The following is a 20,025-nucleotide window of genomic DNA, read 5'->3' as shown; positions in this document are numbered from 1 at the left end:
TCCCCTGACGAGTATTCGCGGAAGTGGTGAAATTGGTATACACGCCAGATTTAGGTTCTGGTGCCGCAAGGCGTGTGGGTTCGAGTCCCACCTTCCGCACCAGACGCTGGCACATATTAAGTATATGAATCTAAAGAAATAAATAACGAGGGCAAACACATGCAAGTCTCTGTAGAAGCCACTGAGGGTCTGGTGCGCCGGATGACGGTGAATGTCGACGAGGAACGGGTCGCTTCCGCGGTCGACGATCGACTCAAAAACATGATCCATACCGTCAAGCTCAAGGGCTTCCGCAAGGGCAAGGCGCCGTTCAAGGTGGTCAAGCAGCAGTTTGGCAAACAGGTACGCGAGGAAGTAGTCGGCGAGGTGCTGCAGTCCACCTTCTACGAGGCGGTCAGCCAGGAGCAGTTGCAGCCGGCCGGTAACCCGAATTTCGAGGATCTCAAAAACGAGCCGGGGCAGGGGCTGGCCTATACCGCCACGTTTGAAATCTACCCGAAGATCGAGCTGGCCCCGCTGGCCGAGCAGACAGTGGAAAAACCGGTGACCGAGATCAGCGATGCCAATATCGACCAGATGATCGAGACCATCCGCAAACAGAACGTCAGCTGGCAGACGGTGGAGCGGGAAGCGAAAGAGGGCGATCGGGTCAATCTTGATTTCAAGGGGATGATCGACGGCGAGGCCTTCGAAGGCGGCAGCGGCCAGGGCATGCAGGTGGAACTCGGCCAGGGGCGAATGATCCCCGGTTTTGAAGACGGGCTAATGGGCGCCAAAGCCGGCGAAGACCGGACTCTGGAAGTGACTTTCCCCGAGAATTATCATGCCACGGAGCTGGCCGGTAAACCGGCGGTCTTTGAGGCACATATAAATAGTGTCGAGGAGCCGGTGCTGCCCGAGGTGGACGCCGAGTTCGCCAAAAAGCTGGGCGTGGAAAGCGGTGATCTGACCGAGATGCGCAACGAGATCCGCGACAACATGCAGCGTGAGTTGGACACCCGTCTGCGCAGCCGTCTCAAGGAGGCGGTGATGGATACCCTGCTGGCGGCCAATTCGATCGAAGCACCCAAATCCCTGATTGAAAGTGAGGAGCGCACACTGTTACAACAGATGCTGCAGAATCTGGCCAGCCAGGGCATGCAACAGCAGGATTTAAGCGGTATCAACCCGGAAATGTTCCGTGAACAGGCCCAAAAACGGGTCAGCCTGGGGTTGATCATGTCCGAGATCGTCAAGGCCAACGACCTCAAGGTCGAGCCGGAGGCCGTCAAGGCCCGTATTGAGGAGATTGCCGCCCCTTATGAGCATCCGGAAGAAGTGGTCAAATGGTACCAGTCCGATCGTCAGCGTCTGAGCGAGGTTGAATCGCTGGTATTTGAGGACCAGGTGGTCGACTGGGTGCTGGAGCAGGCCAGGGTAGTTGAGAAACCGGTCTCATTTGATGAAATAATGACGTCCGAAAACGCGAAATAACAAGCTAGCAGCTTAAAGGATAGGTAGTCGTGACCGATAATAATTCCAGGTACACGGAGACTGTCGCACAGATGGTGCCGATGGTGGTTGAGCAAACGTCGCGTGGCGAGCGCGCCTATGATATTTACTCACGTTTGCTCAAGGAACGGGTGATCTTTGCGGTGGGACAGGTCGAGGATCACATGGCCAATCTGATCGTGGCCCAGTTGTTGTTCCTCGAGTCTGAAAACCCGGACAAGGATATCCACCTGTATATCAATTCACCCGGGGGCTCGGTTACTGCGGGACTGTCGGTTTATGACACCATGCAGTTTATCCGACCAGATGTCAGCACCATGTGTATCGGCCAGGCGGCCAGCATGGGTGCGGTCCTGCTGGCCGGCGGCGCGAAGGGCAAACGCTTTGGTCTGCCACATTCGCGGACCTTGATTCACCAGCCCCTGGGCGGTTTCCAGGGCCAGGCATCGGATTTTGAAATCCATGCCCGGGAAATCCTGGATGTGCGCGAGCGGTTAAACCAGATTCTCGCCGAACATACCGGCCAGCAGTTGGAACAGATTCAGAAAGACACCGACCGGGACTTCTTCATGAGTGCCTCGCAGTCGGTTGACTACGGACTGATTGATGAGGTTATGACCAATCGTAACGGCGAGCCGAACAAGTAAACCGGTTATCCTTTATCCGGAAAAGCCCGTTGGGCGGGTAAAAGGCCTGACGGTGATAGGGCGTTAAAACAGGCAACTGCTACTTGAAAAATGCGCCAAATCGACGCATGGTATGAAGACAGTCAGCACACATATTTTGAGGTAGGGACATGAGTGACGACACAACCAATTCCGGTGATAACGGCAAGCTGTTGTACTGCTCTTTCTGCGGCAAGAGCCAGCACGAAGTACGCAAGCTTATCGCGGGTCCCTCCGTGTTTGTTTGTGACGAGTGTGTTGAATTGTGCAATGACATCATTCGCGAGGAAGTTCAGGAACAAAGCGGTTCAGTGACCGGCAGCAAGCTGCCGACCCCGCACGAAATCCGTGACAAGCTGGACGAATATGTCATTGGCCAGGAACGCGCCAAGCGGGTGCTGGCCGTCGCGGTGTACAACCACTACAAGCGCCTGGAATCGGGTCAGAAAAAAGACGATGTGGAGCTGGCCAAGAGCAATATCCTGCTCATCGGCCCGACCGGCTGCGGCAAGACCCTGCTGGCCGAGACCCTGGCCCGGCTGCTGAACGTGCCGTTTACCATCGCCGATGCCACGACCCTGACCGAGGCCGGTTACGTCGGCGAGGATGTGGAAAACATCATCCAGAAGTTGCTGCAAAAATGCGACTACGACGTCGAGAAGGCCCAGACCGGGATCGTCTATATCGACGAAATCGACAAAATCTCACGCAAATCGGACAACCCCTCCATCACCCGGGACGTCTCCGGTGAAGGGGTACAGCAGGCCTTGCTGAAATTGATCGAAGGCACCGTCGCCTCCGTGCCGCCCCAGGGCGGGCGCAAGCATCCGCAGCAGGAATTCCTGCAGGTCGACACCGGCAATATTCTGTTTATCTGCGGGGGGGCCTTCTCCGGCCTGGACAAGATCATCCGCGATCGCTCAGAGCGCGGCGGGATCGGCTTCGGTGCCGAGGTCAAGACCAAACAGGAGAAGAAAAGCGCCAGTGAAGTGGTCAGCGAGGTCGAGCCCGAGGACCTGACCCGTTACGGTCTGATTCCCGAGTTCGTCGGCCGTCTGCCGGTGATCGCCACGCTCAACGAGCTGGACGAGGAGGCCCTGGTGCAGATCCTGACCCAGCCCAAGAACGCGCTGACCAAGCAGTACCAGAAGATGTTCGAGATGGAAGGCGCCGAGCTGGAGTTCCGCGAATCCGCCCTCAAGGCGGTGGCGCACAAGGCCATGGAACGCAAGAGTGGGGCGCGTGGACTGCGCTCAATTCTGGAGCACATCCTGCTGGATACCATGTACGAGCTGCCCTCGATGGAGGATTTGAACAAGGTGGTTATCGATGATTCGGTGATACGCCAGGAGGGGGATCCCCTGTTCATTTATGAAAGCTCCGACTCCAGGGCGGCATCGGCGGAAGACTGAAGATTTAAGGGGTATTTCGATACCCCTTAATTTTTACGGGCATGCGAAAAACGGCGCGGGATGTTGAATTCCTGAGTGCCAAACCCCAGATTAGCCTGTAACGGTCCCCGGGACCCCACGCAAACAAGAGTACCAGATTATGTCAGATGTGATTGAAGAGCCGTTGACCGAAATTCCGATCCTGCCGCTGCGGGACGTGGTGGTCTATCCCCACATGGTCATTCCGCTGTTCGTCGGTCGTGAAAAATCGATCAAGGCGCTGGAAGCGGCCATGGAAGACAACAAACAGATTCTGCTGGTCGCGCAAAAGAGCGCTGCCGAGGATGATCCCAGGGCCGACGATATGTACAGCATCGGTACCGTGGCCAGCATCCTGCAATTGCTCAAACTGCCCGACGGCACCGTCAAGGTCCTGGTCGAAGGCGGCAAGCGCGCCAAGGTCCTGAACTTCGGTGAATCTGAAGAGGAATATTTTACCGCCCAGGCCAAGGCGTACGAAGAAGAAACCGTGGATGATCGCGAAGCCGAAGTGCTGGTGCGGTCCCTCACCACCCAGTTTGATCAGTACGTCAAGCTGAACAAGAAGGTCCCGCCGGAGATTCTTACCTCCCTGTCCAGCATCGATGATCCGAACCGTCTGGTGGACACCATAGCCGCGCACATGTCGCTGAAAATCGAGGAGAAACAGAAGATTCTCGAGAACTTCTCGCTGCGTGATCGGGTGGAACAGCTGATGGGCCTGATGGAGTCGGAAATCGATCTGCTCCAGGTCGAAAAACGCATCCGCGGTCGCGTCAAGCGCCAGATGGAGAAGAGCCAGCGCGAGTACTATCTGAACGAACAGATGAAAGCGATCCAGAAGGAACTGGGCGAGATGGACGATGTGCCCAACGAGCTCGAGGATCTGGAGAAGAAAATCGAGTCCGCCGGCATGTCCAAGGAAGCCAAGACCAAGGCCAAGGCCGAGTTCAACAAGCTGAAGATGATGTCGCCCATGTCGGCCGAAGCGACCGTGGTGCGCAACTATCTCGATTGGCTGGTGGGTGTACCGTGGAAGAAACGCAGCAAGGTGCGTAACGACCTGGCCCGTGCCGAACAGGTGCTGGAAGAGGACCATTATGGTCTGGAAAAGGTCAAGGAGCGCATCCTCGAATATTTGGCCGTGCAGACCCGCATGAAGAAAATGAAAGGCCCGATCCTCTGTCTGGTGGGGCCGCCGGGTGTGGGCAAGACCTCCATCGGCAAATCCCTGGCCCGCGCCACCAACCGCAAGTTCATCCGCATGGCGCTGGGCGGCGTGCGTGACGAGGCCGAAATTCGCGGTCACCGACGGACCTACATCGGCTCCATGCCGGGCAAGGTGATTCAGAACCTGTACAAGATTGGCACGCGCAACCCGCTGTTTTTGCTCGATGAGCTTGACAAGATGGCGATGGATTTTCGTGGCGACCCGGCTTCGGCCCTGCTCGAGGTGCTGGATCCGGAACAGAACCACACCTTCAACGATCACTATATGGAGGTCGATTACGATCTTTCCGAAGTGATGTTCGTGGCCACCTCCAACACCATGAACATTCCGGCGCCGCTGCTGGATCGTATGGAAGTCATCCGTCTGCCGGGTTATACCGAGGACGAGAAGGTCAACATCGCGCTCAAGTACCTGGTTTCCAAACAGGTGAAGGCCAACGGCCTCAAAGAGGGCGAGGTGGAGATCACCGAGGAGGCGATCCTCGATATCGTGCGTTACTACACCCGTGAAGCCGGGGTACGTAACCTGGAGCGCGAGATCGCCAAGATCTGCCGCAAGGTGGTCAAGGAGATCCTGAGCGAGCCCTCCGAGGAGACTGTGGTGGTCAAGGCCGACAGCCTGGAAAAATACCTGGGCGTCAAACGTTTCCGCTTCGGCCTGGCCGAGGAAGAAGATCGCATCGGCCACGCGACCGGCCTGGCCTGGACCGAAGTGGGCGGCGAACTGCTGACCATCGAAACCGCGGTCATGCCCGGCAAGGGCAAGCACAACATCACCGGCCAGCTGGGCGATGTGATGAAAGAGTCCATCCAGGCGGCCCTGTCGGTGGTACGCAGCCGCGCCAACGTGCTGGGGCTTGAGCCGGACGTCTTCGAAAAGAAAGACATCCATGTACATGTTCCCGAGGGGGCGATCCCCAAGGACGGTCCCAGTGCCGGTATCGGCATGTGTACCGCCCTGGTCTCCGCGCTGACCGGCATCCCGGTGCGCGCCGACGTGGCCATGACCGGGGAGATCACCTTGCGCGGCGAAGTGCTGCCCATCGGCGGGCTCAAGGAAAAACTGCTGGCGGCCCACCGCGGGGGGATCAAGACTGTGCTAATCCCACATGAAAACGAGCGGGATTTGACCGAGATCCCGGAGAATATCAAGGAAAAACTGGATATTCACACGGTGCGCTGGATCGACGAAGTGCTGCAGTTGGCCCTGACCCGCCAGCCGGAACCGCTGGAAGAGAAGGGTGAGGAAAAACCGGCCGAGGTGGTCAAAAACAGCGAGAACGTCGATTCGCCCGGTACGCTGCGGCCGCATTGAGCTTGTCACAACAGGGGGTACTCGCAAGTTGTCAAGGGTTTTATCACGCCGGCCGGTAATTAAACCGGCAATGATTCCTTGACCGCTTGCCAGTCCCGTTGGTATAAAATTTCGCAAATAATATATCCAGACCGCCGGTTCCGTGCTGGCGGTGTTTTTTTACCTCAAACAACACTGAAAAATAAGGGGGATCCCTACTGTGAATAAAGCCGAACTGATCGATGCAGTTGCCGAAGGCGCCGATATTTCCAAAGCCGCCGCGACCCGTGCCGTTGACACCATGTTTGACAAGATTACTGATTCTCTTAAACAGGGTAACCAGGTAACCCTGGTCGGGTTTGGAACCTTCTCTGTCAAGGATCGTGCCGCGCGTACCGGGCGCAATCCGCGTACCGGGGAGCCCATCCAGATCGCCGCTTCCAGAGTTCCTGGATTTAAGGCTGGCAAAGCGCTTAAAGATGCCGTAAACTAGCGCGCCTTTGCTGGGGTGGTTAGCTCAGCTGGGAGAGCATCGCCCTTACAAGGCGAGGGTCGCAGGTTCGATCCCTGCACCACCCACCAGTCCGGACCGGTAGTTCAGCTGGTTAGAATGCCGGCCTGTCACGCCGGAGGTCGCGGGTTCGAGTCCCGTCCGGTCCGCCATACGTCGAAAAAGGGCGAGCTTTAACAAGCTCGCCCTTTTTTCTTGTCGGAATAAAGTTAAAATAGCCACTTCGCCAATAACCGAATCTGTTTAAATCATGCTGCAACTTATACGCGACCGCGCCCAGGGATTGTTCGTCTGGGCCATTGTTGGTCTGATCATAATCACTTTCGCCCTGTTCGGGCTGAGCAGTTATCTTGGCGGTGGCGGACAGGCCTCGAGTGTCGCCGAAGTCAATGGCACCGAGATCAGCGAGAACCAGCTGTTACGCGCCCAGCGCGATTACCTGCAGCGCCTGCAACGATTCCAGGGCGAGCAGTTTGATCCCGCCCTGTTCGACAGCCCCCGAATCAAGCGCGAAGTCCTGCAGGGGCTGATCACCCGCGAGTTGATCCAGCAGCACATCAATGAAAGGGGTTACCAGCCCGGTCCAACCCAGGTGGTGGAGACTATTCGCAATTTCGAGGTTTTCCAGGAAGAGGGGCGTTTCTCCAGTGCGCGTTATAAACAACTGTTGCGTCAGCAGGGGCTGGTGGCCGAGCAGTTCGAACGCAATGTGGCCAGCGACCTGGCGGCCGAGCAATTGCGCAACGGGATTATCCGCAGCGCCTTTGTGACGGACGCCGAGTTGGAGCGTTACCTGCGTCTCAAACACCAGCAGCGGGAGATCGGTTATCTGGTGCTGGAACTGGACCGGTTTCTGGATCAGGTCGAGCTGGAGGCGTCCCGGATCGAGGCGTTCTACGAGGCCAACCGCAGCCGTTTCATGAGCCCGGAGAAAGTCAGCATCAATTATCTGGAACTCGATTTGAAGCGGCAGGCCAGAACGTACGAGGCGGACGAACAGGCGATCCAGGAATATTATGCCAGCCACCGCGACAATTACACCCAGCAGCCCGAGCAGCGCCAGGTGAGGCATATTCTGGTGGCGATGAATGCCGAACGCTCGCAAAGCGAGGCCCGCGACAAGGCGGAACAGTTACATCAGCAGCTTGCGACTGGCGCGGAGTTTGCCGAGCTGGCCCGCCAGCATTCGGATGATCCCGGCTCGGCCTCCCGGGGAGGCGATCTGGGTTACATCAAGCGTGGCGCATTTGATCCCGACTTCGAGGAGGTCGCTTTTTCACTGGATGAGGGCGAGATCAGTGCGCCGGTGAAAACCCGCTTTGGCTATCATGTCATCAAGGTTGAGACGGTACAGCCGGCCGAGGTCAAACCGCTGGCCGAGGTGAAAGATACGATCCGTCAGGAGCTGCGCATGCGGCAGGCGGAGCAGGACTTTTACGAGAAAGTGAGTGAGCTGGAGCGCTACAGCTACGAGATGCCCGATTCGTTGCAGGGTGTGGCCGAGCAGCTGGGTCTGGAGGTGAAACAGAGTGCGCCCTTTACCCGCGAAGGGGGCGAGGGGGTCCTGGGTCACCCCAAGGTAGTCAATGCTGCTTTCAGTGAAGAGGTCCTGGCACAGGGGCGTAACAGCGAGGTGCTGGAGCTGAGTGACACGCACTTTCTGGTGTTGCGGGTTAACGAACACAACCCGGCACAACAAAAACCGCTGGAGGCCGTCAGATCGCAGATTGCCCGGCAGTTGAGGCAGCAACAGGCCCACCAGCTGGCGGCTGAGACCGCGCAGAGCCTGCGTACGGAACTCGAAGAGGGGGAGGCCTCGCCCGCTGCCCTGGCGAGCCGACATGGCGCGCAGTGGCACACCCCGGGCTGGATCAAGCGTGAACCGCAGCAGGGGAAAAGCCTGGACAATACCCTGCGTCAGGCGGCCTTCCGTATGGCCCCGCCCGAGGCGGGTCGGCCCTCGGTGACCACCACGACCCTGCCCAATGGCAATGTGGCGGTGGTCCGGCTGCAGGCGATTCAGCCCGGGGAAGTGCCGGCCGCCGACACGCTCAAGGCAGAACGTCAGCAGCTGAGCGCCGCCTTTGGCACCAGCGAATACAATGCCTTGCTGGAGAGCCTGCGCCGTGAGGCAGAGATTCGCGTCAGCGACAAGCTGAGCGCCGACAGCAACTAACTTCGGTATCGGGATACGGCAGAGAGAACCGGGCACGCACCACCCGAGCAGAGATCGGGCGTAACGTGCACTGACTTTTTTCTGATTGCGCCCTGGTGCCGGGTTTTTTACGTTTCAATCCGGTGCTATATCGGGCCGTTCATGCCTTCGCTGGCTCAATAACAACGGATAACAGGCCATGTTGAAACTGAAACTTCACTGGCAGATCCTGATCGCGCTGATCCTGGCCGTGGTAATCGGGGCCTGGGCCGGCCAGGAAGGCCGGCTATTCGGGGTGCAGCTGTATAGCGTCTTCGATTTTGTCGGCAGTCTGTTTCTCAATGCGCTGAAGATGATCATCGTGCCGTTGATCGTCGCATCGATCATTGTCGGTATCGCCGGCATCGGCGGCGGTCACGGGCTGGCCCGGCTCGGCGGCAAGACAATTCTCTACTACATGGTCACCAGCCTGGCAGCGATTCTGATCGGCCTGTTTTTCGTCAATCTGTTGTCTCCGGGGCTGATCGACGGTCAGCCCGCCGGCGAGATCCTGGGGCTCAGCCAGCAACAGGCGGAGTTGGCCAAAGAGTCGGTCGGTGAGCGGAGCGCCAGCGATATCGCCGGCGTTTTCTTGAGCATGATTCCGGCCAATATTGTCGCGGCGGCCGCCAACGGCCAGATGCTGGGTCTGATTTTCTTCAGTCTGCTCTATGGCTTTTTCATGACCCGCATCGAGGAAGATTACGCCGAGGCCCAGTACAACTTCTGGAACGGCGTGTTCAGCATCATGATGGGGATTACCGATCTGGTGATGAAGTTTGCTCCGCTGGGTGTTTTTGCCCTGGTCGCGAAGGTGGTGGCGGAAACCGATCTGGATCAGCTGGGCGAACTGGCGCAGACGCTGGGCCTGTTTGTTGCCGCGGTCCTGCTGGCCCTGCTCACCCATGTGCTGGTGCTGTTGCCGCTGCTGCTCAAATTTGTCGGTAAGGTCCGGCCACAGCGGCACTACCGGGCCATGGCCCCCGCCTTGCTCACCGCCTTCTCTACCGCCTCCTCGGCCGCCACGCTGCCGCTGACCATGGAGTGTGTGGAGAAAAACGCCGGCGTCTCCAACCGCACCAGCAGCGTGGTACTGCCGCTGGGGGCGACCATCAACATGGACGGCACGGCGCTGTATGAATGCGTGGCGGCCCTGTTTATCGCCCAGGCCTACGGCCTGGAGCTGGGCTTTGTCACCCAGTTCACGGTGGTGCTGGTGGCACTGCTCACCTCCATCGGCGTGGCCGGGATCCCCGCCGCCAGCCTGGTCGCTATCGTCATCATCCTGGCCACCATCGGCCTGCCGCTGGAGGCGCTGGGGCTGATCCTGGCCGTGGACCGCATTCTCGACATGTTCCGCACCTCGGTGAATGTGTTCAGTGATTCCTGTGGCGCGGTCATCATCGCCCGCACGGAGGGGGAGACCGACCTGTTGATTGACGAACAACCCGCTGTGAAAACAGCCTGAATCCTGCGTCGCTGGCAAAAGGGCCGAGGGACGAGTTACGAGGGGCGAGGAAAAGCTTCACCACCAAGACGCCAAGATAGCAAAAAGCTGTTCAGAAATGATGAGTTTCTACCTGGTGTCTTTGTGTCTTGGTGGTGAGTATTTCCAGCTCTGGATTTACTCGGCGTGCCATTATTCACTATCAAGGGGGCGCATGCCGATGGTGCTGTAGCCGGAGTCGACGTAGGTGACTTCGCCGGTGATGCCGGCCGCCAGGTCGGAGCAGAGGAAGGCGGCGGCGTTGCCGACATCCTCGATGGTGACGTTGCGCCGCAGCGGGGCGGTGTTTTCCACCTCGGTGAGCATTTTCCGGAAATTGCCAATCCCGGCCGCCGCCAGGGTTCTGATCGGGCCGGCGGAGATGGCATTGACGCGAATCCCGTCGGGGCCGAGGCTCTGCGCCATGTAGCGCACGTTGGCCTCCAGGCTGGCCTTGGCCAGGCCCATGACGTTGTAATTGGGCATGGCGCGCACGGCGCCCAGGTAGGTCAGGGTCAGCAGGGCGCCGTCGCGGCCTTCCATCATATTGCGGCCGGCCTTGGCCAGGGCCGCGAAACTGTAGGAGCTGATTTCATGGGCGGTGCGAAACCCGTCGCGAGTGACGGCATCCAGGTAGTCGCCCTCCAGCTCGGTACGCGGGGCAAAGGCGACCGAATGGACGATGATATCCAGGCCGTCCCAGTAGTTGTCGAGATGGTTGAAGACCTGGTTGATCTCCTCATCACTGCTGACATCACAGGGAATCATGATTTCCGAACCCAGCTCGGCAGCCATCTTGGCGACCCGGTCCTCCAGTTTGTCGTTCTGATAGGTGAAGGCCAGTTCGGCACCTTCACGGTGCATGGCTTGTGCGATGCCCCAGGCGATGGAGCGGTTGCTGGCCAGGCCGACAATCAGCGCACGTTTACCTTGCAAAAATCCCATTGCGTTACACCTTCTCGTTATTCGGAATCTGAAATGGATCGACAGGTATCGAGCCGGACATGCGACTGGCCGGAATACCCTGTGTTTGAGCGGTTAAAATACCGCAATTCATCGGTGGCGAAAAGAGGAAATTGCGCTCTTGTGACGCTGTCTTTATCATCGGGGCAGGTTGCGGCGAGCTGGCGCTTCACATAATCATTTCGAATAAAGGGGGAGTACGCCTGACATGGTGTGGTTGCGGGCGATAAGAGAGAGACAACCTGCAGGGGGTGGCATAAGTCGTTCGCGCGGCCGTGCTCTAGCACTTCTGTTGTTGCCCGCTGTATTGAGCACAGGCGGGTGTGACGGTTTGTGGAACAATCCCTATCCGGACAGCGAAGCGGACGCCAATATCCTCTATGCCTCCTTCAGCGAACGACCCAAGCATCTGGATCCGGTACAGTCCTACAGCTCCAACGAGTATCAGTTTCTCGGCCAGATATACGAACCGCCCCTGCAATATCACTATTTGAAACGCCCTTATGAGCTGGAGCCGTTGACGGCCGCGCAGATGCCGAGGGTGACTTATCTGGATACACAGGACAATGTCCTGCCGGAGGATGCCTCACCGGCGGAGATTGCATACAGCGTCTATGAAATCACCATCAAACCGGGTATTGAATACCAACCCCATCCGGCCTTTGCCACTGATAAAGCAGGGAAGCCCCTGTATCGGGATCTTGGGCGTGAGGATCTGGCGGAGATCGATGTGCTGGGGGATTTTGCGCAGACCGCCACTCGCGAGTTGACCGCCGGGGACTATGTTTATCAGATAAAACGCCTGGCTCACCCGCGAGTACACTCACCGATATTCGGCGTGATGAAAGAGTATATTGTCGGTCTGGGGGACTATGCCGATATGCTGAGGGAAGCCTATCGCGAGCAGGCAGCGGCGCAAGAGGAACCATTTTATTTTGATCTCAATGATTATCCGTTGGAAGGCGTGCAGCAGGTCGATCGCTATACTTACCGGATCAAGGTAAAAGGCAAATATCCGCAACTGCGTTACTGGCTGGCGATGCCGTTTTTTGCTCCAATGCCGCATGAGGCAGTGGAATTTTATTCCCAACCGGGGATGAAGGAGCGCAATCTTTCCCTGGATTGGTATCCGGTCGGCACCGGGGCCTATTATCTGACCATCAACGATCCCAACCGCAAGATGGTGCTGGAGCGCAATCCCCATTTTCATGAACAGTACTATCCGACAGAAGGTGAGGCAGGCGATCGGGAGCAGGGCTTGCTGGAGGATGCCGGCAAACGGCTGCCATTTATCGACAAGGTGGTATTCAGTCTGGAAAAGGAGAGTATTCCCTACTGGAGCAAGTTTCTGCAGGGCTACTATGATGCTTCCAGTGTGATCAACGAGAGTTTTGATCAGGCAATTCAGTTCACCGCCGGCGGCGAAGCCCGCCTGACTCCGGAGATGCGTGACAAGGGTATCGAACTGTTGACCGAGGCCCAGGCATCTACCATTTACATCGGCTTTAATATGCTGGATTCACTGGTCGGCGGGGATTCGCGCCGGGCACGGCTGCTGCGCCGGGCCATCTCCATTGCGGTTGATATGGAAGAGTATATTTCGATCTTTCTCAACGGCCGGGGCATCGCGGCTCAAAGTCCGCTTCCCCCGGGAATATTCGGCCACAAGTCCGGTCGTGAGGGGGTCAATCCCTATGTTTATGAATGGCGACAGGGTCGGGCGCAGCGTCGATCAATTGACGAAGCCAAAGCGCTGTTGGCCGAAGCCGGCTACCCGAACGGGGTTGAAAAGGAGACAGGTAAACCCTTGCTGATTAATTTCGATATCACCGGGGGAGGTCCTGAAGACAAAGCCCGGTTTGATTGGTTACGCAAGCAGCTCAAGAAAATCGATGTTCAGCTGATTATTCGCAACACAGATTACAACCGTTTTCAGGAGAAGATGCGCAAGGGCAATGCACAGTTGTTCATGTGGGGCTGGAATGCGGATTACCCCGATCCGGAAAACTTCATGTTTTTGTTACATGGCCCCAATGGCAAGGCGAAGCACAACGGCGAAAACGCCGCCAATTACGATAATCCCGAATTCAACCGTCTGTTTAATCAGATGCGGAACATGCAAAACAGTCCAAAGCGGGCTGCGATTATCGAAAACATGCTCGAGATCGCCCGGCGCGATGCACCCTGGATATGGGGCTTTCATCCCAAGCAGTTTTTGCTGCATCACGCCTGGTATCAGAACGTCAAGCCCAACCTGATGGCGCACAACACCATGATGTACAAGCGCATAGATCCACAATTGCGCCAGCAACGGCGTCAGCAGTGGAACCAGCCTGTGGTCTGGCCGGTGGTGTTGCTTGCCATGATACTGCTGATTAGCCTGATACCCGCCATCATCGCCTATCGTCGTCGCGAGCTGGCCAGCGGACGGGAGGCGAATTAGCCATGTTTGCCTATATCATCCGACGCCTGCTGTATGCCATTCCGATTCTGATCGGGGTCAACCTGATCACCTTTGCGCTGTTTTTCGTGGTAAACAGCCCGGATGATATGGCGCGCATGCACCTGGGCGTAAAGCGGGTTACCCCGGAGGCGATTGAAAAGTGGAAAGAAGATCGGGGTTATGAGAAACCGTTGTTATATAACAGTGATGCGGGCGGGGTGGGCAAGGTTACCGAAACTATTTTTTTTACCAAATCCGTACGCCTGTTTGCCTTCGATTTTGGCAGTGCCGATGACGGAAGGGACATTGGCTATGATATTCGTCAACGCATGTGGCCGAGCCTGGCCATCGCCCTCCCGGTGTTTCTGGTCGGGTTGTTAATTAATATCACTTTTGCACTGTTACTGGCGTTTTTTCGGGCCACCTACATCGATATATGGGGCGTGGTGTTGTGCGTGGTTTTGATGTCGATATCAGCGATGTTTTATATTATCGGCGGCCAGTATCTGATTGGCAAATTACTACACCTGGTGCCCATCTCGGGCTTTGATGTGGTCGGGCTGGAGACGATCAAGTTCCTGATTCTGCCGGTATTGATCGGAGTGGTGATGGGGATAGGCAGTGGCACGCGCTGGTATCGCACGATCTTTCTCGAGGAGATCGGTCGTGATTATGTCCGCACCGCCCGGGCCAAGGGGTTGTCGGAACCGCGGGTATTGTTCAAACATGTACTGCGCAACGCCCTGATTCCGATTCTTACCGGCGTGGTGGTTGTTATCCCGCTGCTGTTTCTCGGTAGTCTGTTGACCGAGTCGTTTTTCGGCGTGCCGGGACTGGGCAGTTACACCATTGACGCGATACAGGCACAGGATTTTGCAATTGTGCGTGCCATGGTCTTTCTTGGTTCGGTGTTGTATATCATCGGGCTGTTACTCACCGACATCTCTTATACCGTGGCCGATCCACGGATCAGGTTGAGCTGATGTTATCTCAGGCGGCGATACGTTTCTGGATTTGGCCGGCAGCGATTGTTACGGGACTGCTGCTGTTGTTGTGGGGCGTGCCGCAGTTTTTGCCGGTACGGGCCAAATATCAGCTGACTGATATATTGATTTTCTGTCTGGTGGCGGGAATTATTTTCTTGATTGCCTATATCCGTCACAAGCCCCATTTGCTGGAGCCGTGGCGACGCGTGTTACAGAGTCATCGCGCCATGGCGGCGGCAGTTGTCCTGGTCTTTTACGTGGTGATCGGACTGCTGGATTCGATTCACTTTCAGGAACCCCTGGAAGGGCAGCCTGCAAGTGTCGGTCACTATTCTGTCGAGGTGCCCAGTCTGTTCGACTTTTTGACCCGCAGTTTGCAGGAGCAGGCGGAAAAAACCTATTCGGCGCCGTTGGCGACCCATCTTTTTGTCAAAGAGAGCGTCGTATTGGAAGATGGCACTTCAGCACAACAGTACCCGCGGCTGGAATACGGCGGAGCACATCTGGCCGATCCCCCGGCCGACAAATGGCGCGATGTGGCCTACACGGGACTGCAAGGGCTGTTGTGGGGCTTGCTGCTCTGGAGTGCACTGGCTGTGCTGGTCAATATCTGGCACGCGCGCACAGCCCGACTGTCACCGGGTGCAAGCTGGCGTGAGATCTGGCGGGGTCACTGCCACTATCCATTGAATACTATGCTGGTGACCGCCGGTATATTACTGGTCGTACTTGCGATATTGTTTACCTTGAGTCAGAAATATCATGTTTTTGGTACAGACAAGGTCGGCCAGGATGTTTTTTATCTGTCGCTCAAGAGTATTCGCACGGGACTGGTGATCGGCACCCTGACAACGTTGGTAATGCTGCCTTTTGCCATATTGCTGGGAATCATGGCCGGCTATTTTCGTGGCTGGATCGATGATCTGATCCAGTATATCTATACCACGCTCAACTCCATCCCCGGTGTGCTGTTGATCGCCGCGGCGATTCTCTCGATCCAGGTTTATATCGAAAATCATCGACAGTTGTTTGACAGTGCCATGGACCGGGCCGATCTGCGCCTGCTGGCGTTGTGTGTGGTGTTGGGTATCACCAGCTGGACCAATCTGTGCCGACTGTTGCGTGGCGAGTCACTCAAGTTACGCGAGCTGGAGTACGTGGAGGCCGCGCGGGCTTTTGGCGTACATCATTTTACGATTCTGGGTCGGCATATATTGCCCAATGTACTGCATATTGTCTTGATCGTCATTGTTCTGGAATTCAGTGGCCTGGTGCTGGCCGAGGCGGTGTTGTCCTATGTAGGCGTCGGAGTAGATCCCAGTACTATTAGTTGGGGGAATATGATCAATAGCGCCCGGCTGGAGCTGGCAAGAGAGCCAGTTGTCTGGTGGTCACTGGTGGCGGCGTTTGTTTTAATGTTTGCCCTGGTGCTGGCGGCCAATCTGTTTGCGGATGCGGTTCGCGACGCCTTTGATCCCCGCCTTGGCCGGATGACGAGAAACTGACCATGGCTGGTGATAACGACAAGACACTGCTCAAGGTCACTGATCTGAAAACCTGGTTTTCCGACGGGGAGCGTACGGTGCGGGCGGTCGATGGCGTCAGCTTTACGATCCGTCGAGGTGAGACCTGCGCCATTCTCGGTGAATCCGGTTGTGGCAAGTCCATTACCGCCTTGTCACTGATGCAACTGGTACCGGCGGGCGGACGTATTGTCTCCGGAGAAGTCGCTTTTCACGGCCGGGATTTGTTGCAATATTCGGAACGCCAGATGCGCACGGTGCGCGGCAATCGCATCGCCATGATTTTTCAGGAGCCTATGACCTCGCTGAATCCGGTGCTAACCACGGGCGAACAAATTGCCGAAGTATTGCAACAGCATGTCGGGCTCAAGGGTGAGGCCTTGAGCCAACGGGTGGAGGCGTTGTTGCATCAGGTGGGAATTCCCGATCCGCGCAAGCGCCAGCAGGACTATCCACATCAGCTTTCCGGCGGGATGAAACAGCGCATCATGATTGCCATGGCGCTGGCTGCCGAGCCGGAATTGCTGATTGCCGATGAGCCGACCACCGCGCTGGATGTCACCATTCAGGCCCAGGTGTTGGATCTATTGCGTTCATTACAGCAACAGCACCATATGGCAATGCTGTTGATCACCCATGATCTGGCTGTGGTCGCGGATCGCGCGGACAAGGTGGCGGTCATGTATGCCGGGCAGATCGTCGAGCAGGGCCCTCGTGAACAGTTTTTTGCCGAACCCCGCCACCCCTATACCCGCAAATTGTTTGCCGCACTCCCGGGGCGGGGCAAGCGTCGGCAAAAACTGGAAGTGATCAGCGGTACCGTCCCGGCGCTGGATCGCGAGTTCAACGGGTGCCGCTTCGCCGATCGTTGCGAGGAGGCATGGCCGCTGTGTCGCGAACGCCGTCCGGCATGGACAGTACTGGATGAAGCCGGGGAACGCGGCGTGCGTTGCCATCGCTATGATCCCAGGGTGGATTTCGTACCGCAAGTCACGCCCGCGCAACCGGCCAGGGATGCGGGTGAACGCGATCAACAAGCTGCAGCGATCGTGTTGCAGGCGCGGGATCTGAAAGTCCATTTTCCCATCCGCAAAGGCCTGTTCAAGCGCATTGTCGGTCGGGTGTATGCCGTCGACGGGATTGACCTGACTCTGTACCAGGGACGTACTACGGCACTGGTTGGCGAATCAGGCTGCGGTAAGACCACGGTGGGCAAAGCCTTGTTGCAATTGATTGAACCGACCGCCGGTCGGGTCAACTATCTGGGGCAGGAGCTGACCACATTGCGTGGCGAGAGCCTGCGACGCATGCGCAAGCACCTGCAGATTATTTTCCAGGATCCGTTTGCTTCCATGAATCCGCGGATGATGGTCGGCAACATCATCGAAGAGGGCATGGTGACCCAGAACATCGAGCCGAATGAGTACAACCGGCAGCAACGAATCGCACAGTTGCTCGCACAGGTTGGCCTGTCAGCCGAGGCGCGTCACCGTTATCCCCACGAGTTCTCCGGTGGACAGCGTCAACGTATCTGTATTGCCCGGGCACTGGCACTGGAGCCGGATGTAATTGTCTGCGATGAACCGACCAGTGCACTGGATGTGTCGGTGCAGGCCCAGATGCTGAATCTGCTTAAGCAACTTCAACAGGATTACGCACTCAGTTATCTGTTCATCACCCATAACCTGTCGGTGGTCGAATACCTGGCCGATGATATTGCGGTGATGTATCTGGGCCGGATTATCGAACGCGGGCCGGTGGAACAGATCATGAGCGATCCCAGACACCCCTACACGCAGGCCCTGCTCTCGGCCGTGCCGATGATTGAAAAACAGACCGGCCGGGAGGTGATCAAACTGGAAGGGGAACTGCCTTCGCCCATCAATCCGCCGGCGGGCTGCCACTTCCATCCCCGCTGCCCGCAGGCCATGGCTATTTGCAGGCAGGCCTATCCCGGCGTGACAACAATGGAAGGGGAGAGGGAGGTGAGGTGTCACCTGTACGGTGATTGAGTGGGGGGTCACGCTCGTTGAATATCCCTCTTCTTTATGGCTACTGTAAATAACGCAGAGGTTTCATAGTTTACTAATTTCTCCGCAGCTCAGCGCCTTTGCGAACTCCGCGTTAAAATTGGATACTGGAGAAAAAAGACTAGCTCGATGTCTGCATGACATCGACATACAACGTCAGCCGTTGCCCCGGCTGCAGGTATTTGCCGACCGGCAGGTTGTTCCATTTGCGCAACTGGCCGATGCTGACCCGGAATTTTTGCGAAATGCGCGCCAGTGAGTCCCCTTTGCGCACCCGGTAGCCGATCCGTTTGGTCAGGCTGCGTTGTTGCGGGGCGGTGAGGTAACCGTTGTTAAGGGCGGAAAGCTGTTCGCTACTGCGTGACCAGATGATCAGACTTTGGCCCGGTTTGAGCGGATCGCCGGGGGCCATGGCGTTCCAGCCGGCCAGGGCGCGGACGCTGACCCCGTGGCGTTGGGCCAGTGCCCAGAAAGTATCGCCGGGCCGGACCACGTGCGTAATCTTGTTGCCCTGTCGCGGGCGGTTCTGCAGGCGTTGGGTGCGCTGGGACTGGCTGAGACGATAACTTTCCGGTTGCTGACTGGCGACCGGAATCATCAGGCTCTGTCCGACCCGGAGCAGATCGCCGCGCAGCTGGTTGATCCGTTTAAGGGTCCGGATACTGGTATTGTATTTGACGGCGATGCTGCTGAGGGTTTCCCCCTGGCGAATCCGGTGGCGTTGCCAGGTGACCATCTGGTCGGCGGGTAATTTTGCCAGCGCACTCTGGAATGTTTCAGTCCGATCGACGGGCAGCAGCAGATAGTGGGGGCCGTCGGGAGCGGTTGCCCAGCGATTGAAACCGGGATTGAGCCGATACAGCTCATCCAGTTCCACGCCCGCCATTTCGGCTGCCCTGGCCAGATCGATCTGGCCTTCCAGTTCGACTCGGGCAAAGTAGGGCCGGTTCGGGATGGCGTCGATCTCGATGTCATATGCTTGCGGATCGGCGATCAGTTTTTTCAGCGCCAGCAGTTTGGGTACATAGGCTTCAGTTTCACGCGGCAGGTTCAGGGCGAAAAAGTCGGTCGACCGGTTGCGCGTCTGGTTGCGGCGAATGGCGCGATTCACATTGCCGAGACCGGAGTTATAAGAGGCCAGCGCGTGCATCCAGTCGCCATCATAATAGTCGTTCATGCGTTTTAAAAATTTTGCCGCCGCCTGGGTCGAGGCATAGATGTCGCGGCGTCCGTCATACCACCAGTTCTGTTCCAGACCATAAAGACGTCCGGTGGCCGGAATAAACTGCCAGATGCCCGAGGCGCGTCCATGGGAGTAGGCAAAGGGTTGGAACGCACTTTCGACGATGGGCAACAGGGCAATCTCCATCGGCAGATCATGCTGTTCGAGGGTCTCGACAATATAGTACAGATAGGGGCGAGCGCGCTGCACCACCCGTTGCATGTATTCGGGATGACGGGCGTACCAACGCAACTGCTGTTCAATCCGGGTGTGATCGACATCCGGCAGGCTAAATCCGGCACGGATGCGCTCCCAGAGATCCTGCGGCGTGTCCGCCTCCTCCGACAGTTGGGCAACAACGAGTTCATTGCGCATCAGAGTGGGAAAGGGTGCATCACCAACGATACTGTATGTGAGTTCTGCCGCTGGCGTGGCCTGAGACCCGGAGCTGGTCGGAGGAGATGAGGCGGGCAGCGCACAGCCACTCAGGGCTGCGATCAGTGCAACAAGGATCAATCGGCGCATGGTGTTATTATCTAATGAGGTCCTGGCGACTG

The 20,025-nt window shown here is 57.3% G+C and carries 13 protein-coding genes and 3 tRNA genes; 14 read left to right on the top strand and 2 right to left on the bottom strand.

The window, feature by feature from the left end; all coding sequences use genetic code 11:
• The first annotated feature begins 17 nt into the window (after positions 1-17).
• From U5J94_RS12720 to U5J94_RS12675, 10 genes are all read left to right on the top strand, one after another.
• Positions 18-102: transfer RNA gene (locus tag U5J94_RS12720), tRNA-Leu, on the top strand.
• Positions 103-159: 57 nt separating this feature from the next.
• Complete coding sequence (gene tig / locus U5J94_RS12715; protein WP_322565999.1) at positions 160-1,473, top strand: trigger factor; 1,314 nt, start codon at positions 160-162, stop codon at positions 1,471-1,473.
• 29 nt (positions 1,474-1,502) lie between these two features.
• Positions 1,503-2,138 (top strand): ATP-dependent Clp endopeptidase proteolytic subunit ClpP, encoded by a 636-nt coding sequence (clpP, locus tag U5J94_RS12710; RefSeq protein ID WP_322565998.1) that lies wholly within the window; start codon positions 1,503-1,505, stop codon positions 2,136-2,138.
• Positions 2,139-2,287: 149 nt separating this feature from the next.
• Positions 2,288-3,568, top strand: coding sequence for an ATP-dependent Clp protease ATP-binding subunit ClpX (gene clpX / locus U5J94_RS12705; RefSeq protein ID WP_322565997.1), 1,281 nt, complete (start codon positions 2,288-2,290; stop codon positions 3,566-3,568).
• A 139-nt stretch (positions 3,569-3,707) separates the two neighbouring features.
• Positions 3,708-6,131 (top strand): endopeptidase La, encoded by a 2,424-nt coding sequence (gene lon, locus U5J94_RS12700; protein WP_416224178.1) that lies wholly within the window; start codon positions 3,708-3,710, stop codon positions 6,129-6,131.
• A 199-nt stretch (positions 6,132-6,330) separates the two neighbouring features.
• Positions 6,331-6,603 carry an HU family DNA-binding protein gene (locus U5J94_RS12695; RefSeq protein ID WP_322565996.1) on the top strand — a complete coding sequence of 91 codons (273 nt, stop codon included), beginning with the start codon at positions 6,331-6,333 and terminating at the stop codon, positions 6,601-6,603.
• Positions 6,604-6,616: 13 nt separating this feature from the next.
• Positions 6,617-6,692, top strand: a tRNA-Val gene (locus U5J94_RS12690).
• A 4-nt stretch (positions 6,693-6,696) separates the two neighbouring features.
• Positions 6,697-6,773: transfer RNA gene (locus U5J94_RS12685), tRNA-Asp, on the top strand.
• Between the two features lie 98 nt (positions 6,774-6,871).
• Positions 6,872-8,797 (top strand): SurA N-terminal domain-containing protein, encoded by a 1,926-nt coding sequence (locus U5J94_RS12680; protein WP_322565995.1) that lies wholly within the window; start codon positions 6,872-6,874, stop codon positions 8,795-8,797.
• Between the two features lie 178 nt (positions 8,798-8,975).
• Positions 8,976-10,283, top strand: coding sequence for a dicarboxylate/amino acid:cation symporter (locus U5J94_RS12675; protein WP_322565994.1), 1,308 nt, complete (start codon positions 8,976-8,978; stop codon positions 10,281-10,283).
• Between the two features lie 171 nt (positions 10,284-10,454).
• Here the strand turns inward: U5J94_RS12675 and U5J94_RS12670 are convergent, their stop codons facing one another.
• The gene (locus tag U5J94_RS12670; RefSeq protein WP_322565993.1) at positions 10,455-11,246 is read right to left on the bottom strand and encodes an enoyl-ACP reductase; all 792 of its coding nucleotides are present in this window, start codon (positions 11,244-11,246) and stop codon (positions 10,455-10,457) included.
• 226 nt (positions 11,247-11,472) lie between these two features.
• On the opposite strand from U5J94_RS12670, the gene U5J94_RS12665 reads away from it, so the two are divergent.
• From U5J94_RS12665 to U5J94_RS12650, 4 genes are read left to right on the top strand one after another with little or no spacing between them, the layout of a single operon-like run.
• Positions 11,473-13,707 carry an ABC transporter substrate-binding protein gene (locus U5J94_RS12665; RefSeq protein ID WP_416224177.1) on the top strand — a complete coding sequence of 745 codons (2,235 nt, stop codon included), beginning with the start codon at positions 11,473-11,475 and terminating at the stop codon, positions 13,705-13,707.
• A 2-nt stretch (positions 13,708-13,709) separates the two neighbouring features.
• Complete coding sequence (locus U5J94_RS12660; protein ID WP_322565991.1) at positions 13,710-14,690, top strand: ABC transporter permease; 981 nt, start codon at positions 13,710-13,712, stop codon at positions 14,688-14,690.
• Positions 14,690-16,198: an ABC transporter permease gene (locus tag U5J94_RS12655; RefSeq protein WP_322565990.1), complete on the top strand. Its 1,509-nt coding sequence runs from the start codon at positions 14,690-14,692 to the stop codon at positions 16,196-16,198. Before U5J94_RS12660 ends, U5J94_RS12655 begins: the two co-directional genes overlap by 1 nt.
• Positions 16,199-16,200: 2 nt before the next feature.
• On the top strand, positions 16,201-18,228 hold the full coding sequence (locus U5J94_RS12650) for an ABC transporter ATP-binding protein (RefSeq protein WP_322565989.1): 2,028 nt from the start codon (positions 16,201-16,203) through the stop codon (positions 18,226-18,228).
• Between the two features lie 139 nt (positions 18,229-18,367).
• On the opposite strand, the gene U5J94_RS12645 is transcribed toward U5J94_RS12650, so the two are convergent.
• A complete protein-coding gene (locus U5J94_RS12645) occupies positions 18,368-19,843 on the bottom strand; it encodes a LysM peptidoglycan-binding domain-containing protein (protein ID WP_322565988.1) in 1,476 nt (491 codons plus the stop codon).
• Between the last annotated feature and the right edge of the window lie 182 nt (positions 19,844-20,025).

The organism is Thiohalophilus sp. (genome assembly GCF_034522235.1).
Taxonomy (GTDB): Bacteria; Pseudomonadota; Gammaproteobacteria; order UBA6429; family Thiohalophilaceae; genus Thiohalophilus.
The sequence above is the reverse complement of the archived record's forward strand: the minus strand, read 5'-3'. Positions and strand labels throughout refer to the sequence as shown.

Coding starts and splice junctions, on each gene's coding strand:
- tig (WP_322565999.1), top strand. CDS start 160: ATGCAAGTCTCTGTAGAAGCCACTGAGGGTCTGGTGCGCCGGATGACG.
- clpX (WP_322565997.1), top strand. CDS start 2,288: ATGAGTGACGACACAACCAATTCCGGTGATAACGGCAAGCTGTTGTAC.
- lon (WP_416224178.1), top strand. CDS start 3,708: ATGTCAGATGTGATTGAAGAGCCGTTGACCGAAATTCCGATCCTGCCG.
- U5J94_RS12680 (WP_322565995.1), top strand. CDS start 6,872: ATGCTGCAACTTATACGCGACCGCGCCCAGGGATTGTTCGTCTGGGCC.
- U5J94_RS12675 (WP_322565994.1), top strand. CDS start 8,976: ATGTTGAAACTGAAACTTCACTGGCAGATCCTGATCGCGCTGATCCTG.
- U5J94_RS12670 (WP_322565993.1), bottom strand. CDS start 11,246: ATGGGATTTTTGCAAGGTAAACGTGCGCTGATTGTCGGCCTGGCCAGC.
- U5J94_RS12665 (WP_416224177.1), top strand. CDS start 11,473: ATGGTGTGGTTGCGGGCGATAAGAGAGAGACAACCTGCAGGGGGTGGC.
- U5J94_RS12660 (WP_322565991.1), top strand. CDS start 13,710: ATGTTTGCCTATATCATCCGACGCCTGCTGTATGCCATTCCGATTCTG.
- U5J94_RS12655 (WP_322565990.1), top strand. CDS start 14,690: ATGTTATCTCAGGCGGCGATACGTTTCTGGATTTGGCCGGCAGCGATT.
- U5J94_RS12650 (WP_322565989.1), top strand. CDS start 16,201: ATGGCTGGTGATAACGACAAGACACTGCTCAAGGTCACTGATCTGAAA.
- U5J94_RS12645 (WP_322565988.1), bottom strand. CDS start 19,843: ATGCGCAATGAACTCGTTGTTGCCCAACTGTCGGAGGAGGCGGACACG.